This window comes from Streptomyces sp. NPDC046465 (genome assembly GCF_040646035.1).
Classification (GTDB): domain Bacteria; phylum Actinomycetota; class Actinomycetes; order Streptomycetales; family Streptomycetaceae; genus Streptomyces.
The window spans coordinates 235,522-246,591 of sequence record NZ_JBEYZK010000016.1 but is presented as its reverse complement, the minus strand read 5'-3'; the positions used below and the strand labels follow the sequence as shown (position 1 = coordinate 246,591).

The window sequence follows — 11,070 nt, the reverse complement described above, 5'->3', positions numbered from 1 at the left end:
CGGCGACTCATCCAGGAGCTGCGCCCCCATCCCCACCCACTGCGAACCCTGCCCCGGAAACACCAACACCGGCCCCGCACCCACATCACCCGCAAGCCCGGACACCACACCCTGCGAGGCCTGACCCACAGCCAACGCGCCGAGACCGGCCGTCAGCGCGTCCCGGTCCCGGCCGACCACCACCGCCCGGTGCTCGAACACCGACCGCGTCGTGGTGAGCGACCACCCCACCTCAGTGGGCAGCGCTTCCGTGTCTCCCGCGACGAACTCGCCCAGACGCCGCGCCTGTTCGCTCAGTGCATCCTCGGTCCGTCCGGAGAGCACCCACGGTACGACCGCGCCCGGCACGTGCTCAGGTGTAGGGCGCTCGGCTTCTTCGGGTGTGTCCTCGGGGTACTGCTCGAGGATCAGGTGTGCGTTCGTGCCCGAGATGCCGAACGCGGAGACTCCGGCGCGCCGGGGACGGCCGGTGTCGGGCCACGAGGTGGGCTCGGTGACGACCTCGACCGCTCCTGTGTCCCAGTCGACGTGCGGGCTCAGTTCCTCGACGTGGAGGGTGGCGGGCACCAGGCCGTTGCGGATGGCCATGACGGTCTTGATGACGCCGGCGACACCGGCGGTGGCGTGGGTGTGGCCGATGTTGGACTTGAGGGAGCCGAGCAGGAGGGGCCGGTCACGGTGGCGGCCGTAGGTGGCGAGCAGGGCCCCGGCCTCGATGGGGTCGCCCAGTCTGGTGCCGGTGCCGTGTGCCTCGACGGTGTCCACCTCGGCGGGGGTGAGCCGGGCGTTGTCGAGGGCGGCGCGGATGACCTGCTCCTGCGCGGCGTCGTTGGGGGCGGTCAGACCGTTGCTCGCGCCGTCCTGGTTCACGGCCGAACCGCGGATGACGGCCAGCACGTTGTGGCCGTTGCGGCGGGCGTCGGAGAGGCGCTCCAGGAGGATCAGGCCGATGCCCTCGGAGAATCCGGTGCCGTCGGCGGCGGCGGCGAACGGCTTGCAGCGGCCGTCGGGCGCCAGGCCGCGCTGGCGGCAGAACTCGGTGAACATCAGCGGGCTCGACAGCACCAGCACACCGCCCGCGACAGCCAGGTCGCACTCGCGCTGGCGCAGTGCCTGACTTGCCAGATGGATCGCGACGAGGGAGGCGGAGCAGGCCGTGTCGACGGTGACGGCGGGGCCTTCCAAGCCGTAGTTGTAGGCCACCCGCCCCGAGATGACGCTGGTCAGGCTTCCGGTGGTGGCGTGCCCCTCGAACCCCTCGGGAATACGCGGGAGTTGGGACATGTAGTCCTCGCTGGACACACCGGCGTAGACGCCCGTGCGGCTGCCCTTGAGGGAGACGGGATCGATACCGGAACGCTCGAACAGCTCCCAGGACGTCTCCAGCATCAGCCGCTGCTGCGGGTCCATGGCCAGGGCCTCGCGCGGGCTGATGCCGAAGAAGTCGGCGTCGAAGGAGCCCGCGTCGTCCACGAACCCGCCGTGGCGCACATAGCTGGTGCCGTAGTTGGCCGGGTCCGGGTGGTACAGGGACTCCAGGTCCCAGCCCCGGTCGGTGGGGAAGTCCTCGATGGCGTCCTTGCCCGCGGCCACCAGGTCCCAGAGATCCTCCGGGGAGGCCACGCCACCAGGGAACCGGCAGGCCATTCCGACCAGAGCCACCGGCTCCTGCCTGCGGTCCTCCTCCTGGGCGAGGCGTCGGCGCGTGTCGTGGAGCTCGGCGGTCACCCTGCGCAGATACTCGACCAGTTGCTCTTCACTCGCCATGTGGGGTCACCCGGCCTTCGGAGTGGGGGTCGCGCGTGAGGTGTCGGGCCCGACACCCAGCTCGTTGTCGATGAAGTCGAAGATCTGGTCGGCGGACGCGACCTTGAGCCGGTCGGCGGCGCTGGTGTCCTCGGCCGAAGTGCCGCTCGCTGTCCCGTTGGCGGTGCCGTTGGCGGTGCCGTTCGCGGTGCCGTTGGCGGTGCCGTTCGCGGTGCCGTTGGCGGTGCCGTTCGCGGTGGCTCTGACGGTCGCGTTCGTCGTCCTCCACCGGGTGAGGAGCGATTCAAGGCGGGTGGTGATCTCACCCGACTCGCCGTGGGACAGCTCGGCGGTGAGCGCCGCCAGTGAGTTCTCCATGCGGGTCAGGTCGCTCAGTACCGTGCCCGCGTCTGCCGGTCCGGCTGGCGCGGGGGCGGATGACCCGACCGTGGGCGTCCCGCTCCGGCCGGTCAGCCGTTCGCGCAGGTGTCCGGCGATGGCCGCCGGGGTCGGGTAGCGGAAGACGAGCGCGGTGGGCAGGCGCAGCCCGGTGTCCTCCACGAGCCGGTTGCGCAGCTCGACGGCGGTCAGCGAGTCCAGGCCCAGCTGTTTGAAGGTGGCGTCGCCGCGCAGCGCCTCCGGGTCGGTGCGGCCGAGGACCGCGGCCGCGTGGCCCCGTACGGCGCCGACGAGCAGCCGGAGTTGTTCGGCGGTGGAGAGGCCCGACAGGCGGGCGGGCCAGTCCGTGGGGGGCTTGCGGTCGGCGGCGGTGCGGCGGGCCGGAACCTGCGCCGCGGCCAGGGCGCGCAGCGGTGCGGGCAGGATGTCGGCGTCCTCGGCGGCCAGGGCGCGGAGGGCGAGCCGAACCCCGACCAGGGGGCGCCCGTCGTGTCGGCACGCGCCGAGTCCCCGCGCGGCGTCGAGCAGGGCGGGCAGGTGTCCCGGCGCCGTGGCCTTGATGCCGGGTCGCGTCGGGACGGGCGGCCCGTAGGTCAGGGCCAGGCCCGTGGTGGTGGCGCTGTGTCGTCGCAGGGCGAGGGCGTCACGGAAGGCGTCCGCTCCGGCGGCGACCGCCGAGCGTGTGATGCCCAGGTCCGCGCCCGCCGGGGAGAGGACGGCGAAGAGTGCCAGGGGGTGGTGGGCGGTCGCGGCGTGCAGGGCCGCGGTGACACCCGCGCTCGCCGCCCACGCATCGGCGGCGTCGGCAACGTTCGGGGCGGCAGTGACGTGGACGACTCCCGTCAGCGGGTGTTCCGCGTCGACGGCGGCGACAGCGACGGTGACGGCTTCGGCGAGGTCGGCCGGGTCCGATGCGTGCGTGGCGACGACGTCCACGGTGGCACCCGCAGCCCTCAACTCTTGGACAGACGTGTCTAGTTCGGGCGTATCTGGTTCGGGGTCGTCGGACATGAGCAGCAGGCGCCCGCACTGTCCGGTGCGTACGAGGTGTTCGGCGAGGTCGGCGAGGTCGGCGACCGGTGAGCCGACCGTACCGACGAGCAGCACGGTGCCGTCGGGGTCGAGCGACAGCTCCTCGCTCGCGCCGCCGGTCGCGGTGGCGGTCGCAGTGGCGGTCGTGTCCCGGGGTGTCGCGAGGCGGGGTACCAGTACCCGTCCCGCGCGGAGGGCGACGTCGGGCTCGTCGTGGGCGAGCGCCGCCGCCACGGCACGCCCCAGGGCCGAGTCGGCGTGTGCGTCGTCGGCCTGTGCGTCGTCCGCGTGTGCGTCGTCGGCGTCGACGAGCAGGAAGCGGCCCGGGTGCTTCGTCTGTGCGTCGCGGATCACGCCTCGTACGGCGGCGGACGCGGAAGCAGGAACGGTAGCAGGATGGTGCCCGTCGCCCGTGGCGACCGCGTCGCGCGTGATCAGTACGAGACGCGTGTCGGCGAAACGGTCGTCGGCGAGCCAGCGCTCCACGAGAGCCACGGTCCGCCGCAGCGCCGCAAGGCCGAGGGCGGCCTCGTCCTCGGCCGCGACGGCAACCGCGGCGGCGGCAGGAGCGGCCGTCGGGGCGAGGGCCAGGACGACGACCGACGGCACCGGCGCCCCGGCGTCCAGGGCCGCTCCCAGAGAGTCCGCATCCGGATACCTCCGATCGCCCGCGCTCGCGCCCGCGCCCCGCACCGCGCTCTCCCCCAGGAAGACCCAACCCGAGCGGTCGACGGCCTCCGCGCGGTCGGGCTCGGGTACCGGGATCCACTGCACCTCGTACAGCTCGGACGTCCGCCGACCGGCGGCCCGCAGCTCCCGGGAGCCCGCCGCCACGAGCACCAGCCCGTCGCACGTCAGCACCTCGACGCCGGTCGGGTCGCTCACCCTGATCCGCCAGGTCCGCCCCGCCTGCTCCGCCTGCTCCGCCTGCCCCGCAGGCCCAACCGTGTCCAGCGGGGTGAGACGGACTCGTACGGAGGTGGCCCCCGTGGCCCGGAGGGACACCCCGCTCAAAGCGAAGGGCAGCCACACCTGGTCGCCCCCGGCGGGCAGCTCACCGAGCACCGCCGGGTGCAGCGCGGCATCGAGGAGAGCCGGGTGAATGCCGAAACCGGCCACATCCGAGGCTTCTTGAGCCAACGTCACCTCGGCGAACAGCTCCGCCCCCCGTCGCCACATGGCACGCAACCCGGTGAAGGCGGGCCCGTAGCCGACACCGGCTTCGGCGGCCCGCTCGTACAGGTCACTCGGGTCCAGGGGCTCGGCGCCGACCGGCGGCCACACCACACCGTCAAGGGCCTCCGGGGCCTCCGGGGCCCCCGCCGCCTCCGGGTCCGGCGCCGGAGACATCGCCGCGAGCAGTCGGCCCTCGGCATGGCAGGTCCAGGGCGCACCGCCCCCGTCGGGGCCGCCCTCGTCCTCGCCCTCGGGGCGGGCGTAGACGTGAAGCTCGCGGTGCGCGTCCCCTGCGTCGGCAGGCCCCACGACGATCTGCACCTGCACGCCCGCGGTGTCGGGCAACGTCAGCGGGGTCTGGAGCGTCAGGTCGTCGATGCCCGCGCACCCGGCCTCGGCGGCGGCGCGCAGCGCCCACTCCGCGAGGACGGACGCGGGGACGACAGCGGTGCCGAAGAGCGTGTGCTGGGCGAGCCAGGGGTGGCTGTGGCGGCTGATGCGGCCGGTGAGCAGGTGTACGTCGCCGTCGGCGAGTTCGGTGGCCGCCCCGAGGAGCGGATGTCCGGCCGCGGCGAGGCCCAGGGCCGCCGCGTCCTGGGTGCCGATGGGCGCGTCCAGCCAGTAGCGCCGCCGCTGGAAGGCGTACGTGGGCAGATCCAAGGAGTACGGGAGGGATGGGTCGGCGGCCGGGAACCAGCTCTCCCACCTGACCTCGCACCCGGCGCCGAAAGCCTGTGCCAGCGAGAGGGCCAGCCGTGGCAGACCGCCGTCCTCTCGCCGCAGCGTCGGCACGGTGACCGCGTCGGACCCGGCCTCTTCGAAGGTTTCCTGCAGCCCGAGGGTGAGTACCGGGTGGCTGCTGGACTCGATGAAGACGCGGTGTCCATCGGCGAGGAGCGCGCCGACGGCGTCGGCGAACCGTACCGGCCGACGCAGGTTGGTGACCCAGTAGTCGGTGTCGAGGCTCGTGGTGTCGACGCGGGTTCCGGTCACGGCCGAGTAGAACGCCACGGGGGCTGCGACGGGGCGGACACCCGCCAGAACGCGCGTCAACTCGTCCGTGATGGCGTCGACCTGCGGGCTGTGCGAGGCGTAGTCCACGTCGATGACGCGGCCCCGCAGCTCGCGCGCCTCGGCGTCGGCGACGACGGCGGCGACTTGGCCCGGTGGCCCCGAAATGACGGTCGAGGAGGGCCCGTTGACGGCGGCGATCCCCACGTCGGGGTAGTCCGAGACGAGTGCGGCGGCCTGCTCCCGGCCCACCCCGAGGGAGGCCATGGCGCCCCCGCCCGAGAGCTGCCGCAGCGCCTGGCTGCGCAGCGCCACGATCTTGGCACCGTCCTCCAGAGTGAGCGCCCCGGCGACGACGGCCGCCGCGATCTCCCCCTGGGAGTGCCCCACCACAGCAGCCGGAGTAACCCCACAGTCCGCCCACACCGCAGCCAGCGACACCATCACCGCCCACAGCACCGGCTGCACGACCTCAACCCGCGACAGCTCACCCCCGTCCCCGCACAACACATCACGCAACGACCAGTCCACATACACCGACAGCGCCTGCTCACACTCCGCGATCCGCGCCGAAAACACCGGCGACTCATCCAGCAGCTGCGCCCCCATCCCCACCCACTGCGAACCCTGCCCCGGAAACACCAACACCGGCCCCGCACCCACATCACCCGCAACCCCGGACACCACATCCGCGGAAGCCTCACCCGCCGCCAACGCACCGAGACCAGCCCTCAGCGCATCCCTGTCCCGGCCCACCACCACAGCCCGGTGCTCGAACACCGACCGGCGCGTGACCAGTGACCGGCCCACCTCCGTCGCCCCCACAGCCGTGTCGTCGGACACGAACTCGCGCAAGCGGGCGGCCTGTTCGCGGAGAGCGGCCGGGCTGCGCCCGGTGACCACCCACGGGAGCACGCCGCGCTTCACCGACCAGCCGGACTCGCCCCGAGGCTCCCGCCGGGCACTACTCCCCTCGCCCTCCTGCGCCTCCTGCGCCTCCTCAAGAACGAGGTGGGCGTTCGTGCCGGAGATGCCGAAGGACGATATGGCGGCCCGGCGCGGGCGTTCGGCGCGTGACCAGGGCACCGGCTCGGTGAGCAGGCGGACGGCACCCGTCGTCCAGTCGACGTGCCCGCTCGGTTCGTCGACATGCAGCGTGGCGGGCAGCCGCTCGTGACGCAGCGCCATCACCATCTTGATGACGCCCGCCACACCTGCGGCGGCCTGGGTGTGACCGATGTTCGACTTCACGGACCCCAGCCACAACGGCCGCCCCTCGGAACGGCCTTGACCGTATGTGGCCAGCAGGGCCTGCGCCTCGATCGGGTCGCCCAGCGTGGTGCCCGTACCGTGCGCCTCCACCACGTCGACCTCGTCGGCCCTGAGCCGGGCGTCGGCGAGCGCGGCACGGATGACGCGCTGCTGCGAGGGGCCGTTGGGGGCGGTCAGGCCGTTGCTCGCGCCGTCCTGGTTGACCGCGGAGCCGCGGATGACTGCGAGGACGTCGTGGCCCTTGCGCCGAGCCTCGGAGAGGCGTTCCAGGAGGACCAGGCCCACGCCCTCGGCCCAGCCCGTGCCGTCGGCGCCCGCCGCGAACGGCTTGCAGCGACCGTCGGGCGCGAGGCCCCGCTGGCGCGAGAATTCGGTGAACATGCCCGGCGTGGCAAGGACGGTGGCGCCTCCGGCCAGGGCCAGCTCGCACTCGCCGCGCCGCAGCGCCTGGGCGGCCAGGTGGAGCGTGACCAGGGAGGAGGAGCAGGCGGTGTCCACCGTCAGGGCGGGCCCTTCCAGACCGAAACTGAACGAAAGGCGGCCCGAGGCCACGCTGGGGGTGCTGCCGGTCAGCAGATAGCCGTCCGTGGACTGGGACGGCTCGTGGAGTCGGGGGCCGTAGTCCTGGCCCGTCATGCCGACGAAGACGCCGGTGGGGCTGCCGTTGAGCGCCCGCGGGTCCAGGCCGGCCCGCTCGAAGGCCTCCCAGGCACATTCGAGGAGCAGGCGCTGCTGCGGGTCGACGGCCAGCGCCTCGCGGGGGCTGATGTCGAAGAACTCGGCGTCGAAGTCGGCGGCGTCGTACAAGAAGCCGCCCCGTCGCGTACTGCTGGTGCCCGACCGGGTGGCGTCGGGGTGGAACAGCCGGTCCAGGTCCCAGCCGCGGTCGGTGGGGAACTCGCCGGTCGCGTCGGCGCCTTCGGCGACCAGCCGCCACAGGTCTTCCGGCGAGACGGCGCCGCCCGGGTAGCGGCAGCTCATGGCCACGATGGCGATCGGGTCGTCGACCGGGGCGAGCCCGCCCGTGGGGGCGCCCTGCTTTGTCAACAGGGCGCCCTTGCCCAGGAGTTGGGCCCGCAAATGCGTGGCGACGGCCAGGGGGGTCGGGTGGTCGAAGGTGAGTGTGGCGGGCAGGGGCAGGCCGGTCGCCGCGCCGAGCCGTTCGCTCAGCTCGGCCGCGGCCATCGAGTCGAAGCCCAGCTTCTTGAAGGTACGGGCGGTTTCGACCGCGCCGGAGCCGGTTCCGAGCACCACGGCCACATGCTTGGCCACCAGGCCGAGCAGGGTGCGCTCCTGATCGGCGGCTGAGAGCGCGGCAAGCCGCCCGGCGTACTCGCTCCGCTCCGCCCCGTGCTCTCCGCCTGCTCCAGGCTCCGCCCGCTTCTCGTCCGTCACACGTTCCGACCGCCGCTCCGGACTGACACCGGGCCAGTGGCGCTCGCGCTGGAAGGCGTAGGTGGGCAGGCTCAGGCGACCGACGCCACCGGCACCGGCACCACCGGCACCGGCACCGCCGCCGTGCGAACCGTACGAGCTGTACGCGGCGCTGAAGTCGACCTCGCAGCCCCGCACATACGCCTGCGCCAGAGCCGTCATGAACGTGCCCGCCTCGCCGCGGCCACGGCGACACGCGGCCACCGCCGCCGGGCGCGGGCGGCCCGGGTCCGCGGTGGCGGGGAAGCAGTCGCGGGCCATCGCGGACAGCGGCGCGTCCGGGCCGAGTTCGACGAAGGTGGTCACGCCGCGCTCGCACAGCCCCCGTACGCCGGTCAGGAACCGGACGGGCTCGCGCGCGTGCCGGGCCCAGTACTCGGGGTCGGCCTGCTCCGCACCGGTCAGGGGCTCGCCGGTGACGTTGGAGACGACGGGAATGACCGGCGTACGGAAGGTCAAACCGGCTGCCACAGCGCGCAGTTCGTCGAGAACGGAGTCCATGTGCGGCGAGTGGAAGGCGTGGCTGACCTTCAGGCGGTGCGCCTTGCGGCCGCGCCCTTGCCAGTCGGCGGTCAGTGCGTCGACGGTGTCGCGGTCGCCGGAGATCACCACGGAGTCGGGGCCGTTGACGGCGGCGACGGTGACGTGCTCCTCGTGGCCCGCGAGCAGTTCGGCCGCCTCGTCCTCGGTCGCCTGCCACGCGGCCATCGCGCCGGGTTCCCGTACCGCCTGCATGAGACGGCCGCGGGCTGTCACCAGAGCGCTCGCGTCCGGCAGCGAGAGGACGCCCGCCACGTGTGCGGCGGCGATCTCGCCGACCGAGTGGCCGAGGACGTAGTCCGGCCGCAGCCCGAAGGAGGCCGCCAGGCGGTACAGGCTCGTCTCGATCGCGAAGAGCGCCGGTTGGGTGCAGGCGGTCCGGTCGAGCAGTGCCCGGCGCTCATCATCACCACCGTCGCCACCTCCGCCCTCTCCCCCCTCCCCACTGCCGAAGACGATCTCGCGCAGCGGGTGGTCGAGATGCTCGTCCAGCGCCGCGAACGCCTCGTCGAGAGCGTCGGCGAAGACGGGGAACGCCGCGTACAACTCCCGTCCCATGCCCAGCCGTTGGGCACCCTGGCCGCTGAACAGGAAAGCCAGCTTTCCGTCGCCGTCCGCTTCGCCCCGCACCACCGAGGAGCTCTCCGCCCCCTCGGCCAGCGCGGCCAGGGAACCGAGCAACTCGGTGGTGTCGTCGCCGAGCAGGACGGCCCGGTGGGTGAGGGGCGCGCGGGTCGTGGCGAGGGCGTGGCCCACCTGGGCGGCGGCGGGGAGGGGGGCGGGGTGGCCGGTCAGGTGTGCGTGCAGCCGTCCCGCCTGGGCGCGCAGCGCGGGCGCGCTGTGGGCGCCGACCGGCCAGGGCGTCGGAGAGGTGGCGGACGAGGGGGACGTGTTGGTGTCGCGGCGGGTGGCGGATCGCCGGGGGGCCGGGGCGGCCTTCGGGGGGTCGGCCGGGGCAGGTGGGGCGGCCAGGACGAGATGGCTGTTGGTGCCGCCCATGCCGAACGAGGACACTCCGGCGATCAGGGGCTGTTCGGGGCGCGGCCAGTCGTCGGGGCGCTGCTGAACGGTCAGGCCGAGGTCGGCGAGCGGGATGGCCGGGTGGGGGGTGGTGAAGTTCAGGCTCGGTGCGAGGCGCCGGTGGTGGATGCTCAGGGCCGTCTTGAGGAGTCCGACGATACCGGCGGCGGCTTCGAGGTGGCCGACGTTCGTCTTGGCGGAGCCGACGGCCAGCGGGGCGGTGCGCGCCTCGTGCCGCCCGAGTGCGGCGCCGAGCGCGGCGGCCTCGATCGGGTCCCCCACGGGGGTGCCGGTGCCGTGCAGTTCGACGTACTGGACCAGGTCCGGCGTGACGCGGGCCCGGCGGCAGGCCTGGCGCACCACGTCCTGCTGCGCCGGTCCGCTGGGCAGAGTGAGGCCGTCGGTCGCGCCGTCGCTGTTGACCGCGCTCCCCTTGATGACGCAGTACACGGTGTCGCCGTCGCGCCGCGCCGCGGCGAGCGGCTTGAGCACGACGAGGCCGCCGCCCTCGCCGCGTATGAAACCGTCGGCGCGGGCGTCGAAGGTGTGGCAGCGGCCGGTGGCCGAAAGACCGCCGAAGCGGGCCGCGGCCAGCTCGGTGCTGTGCGGCGAGCAGATGAGGTTGACGCCGCCCGCGAACGCGGTCTCGCTCTCGCCGTTCCTGATGCTCTCGCAGGCCAGGTGCACGGCGACCAGCGAGGAGGACTGCGCGGTGTCGACGGTCAGGCTCGGCCCCGCCAGGTGGTAGGTGTACGAGATGCGGTTGGCCAGGATGCTGCGGTGCACGCCGGTCATGGTGTGCCGGGTGACGGCGTCTTCGGTCCGGCGGTTCAGGACGTGGGCGTAGTCGTCCCAGAGGGCGCCGACGAAGACCCCGGTGCGGCTGTGCGCCAGGGTGGGCGGCCGGATCCCGGCGTCCTCCAGGGCCTCCCAGCTCAGTTCGAGGAGCAGCCGCTGCTGGGGGTCCATCGCGACGGCTTCGCGGGGGCTGATGCCGAAGAACGCGGCGTCGAAGCCGTCGATCCGGTCGAGGAAGCCGCCGGGCCCCTGGAGGCCGGAGTCGGCTTGCCGGTGTTCGGGCGGTGCGGCCCGCACAGCGCTGCGCCCCTCGCTCAGCAGCTTCCAGAACGCGGCCGGGCCGGATGCGCCGGGCAGTCGGCAGGCCATCCCGACGACCGCGACCGGTTCGTGCCGGACATCGTCGCCGGGTGCGGATGACGCACCGGGCGCGGACCGGTCGCCGGGCGCGGGCGAATGGGCCGTGGCCATCACGTCAGCTGCGGTCGAGCGGGGAACAACTGGCTGCCACAAGACATCAACGGCGCTCCCGGTCCGAAATCGGAGATCGCTACGAGTACCGGCCTCATCGTGGGCGGGGTCTCTAAAGTCGAACCAAACCCCGGCTAGCCGCCTGCCGCTTTAGACGCGCGCTATGGCGTG

At 73.4% G+C, this 11,070-nt stretch carries 2 protein-coding genes; both read right to left on the bottom strand.

What is annotated here, in order from left to right:
• On the bottom strand, positions 1-1,767 hold a 1,767-nt coding region (locus ABZ953_RS25630; RefSeq protein WP_361727731.1), incomplete at its 3' end, for a type I polyketide synthase.
• Positions 1,768-1,773: 6 nt separating this feature from the next.
• A complete protein-coding gene (locus ABZ953_RS25625; RefSeq protein ID WP_361727729.1) occupies positions 1,774-10,899 on the bottom strand; it encodes a beta-ketoacyl synthase N-terminal-like domain-containing protein in 9,126 nt (3,041 codons plus the stop codon).
• Positions 10,900-11,070: the final 171 nt, after the last annotated feature.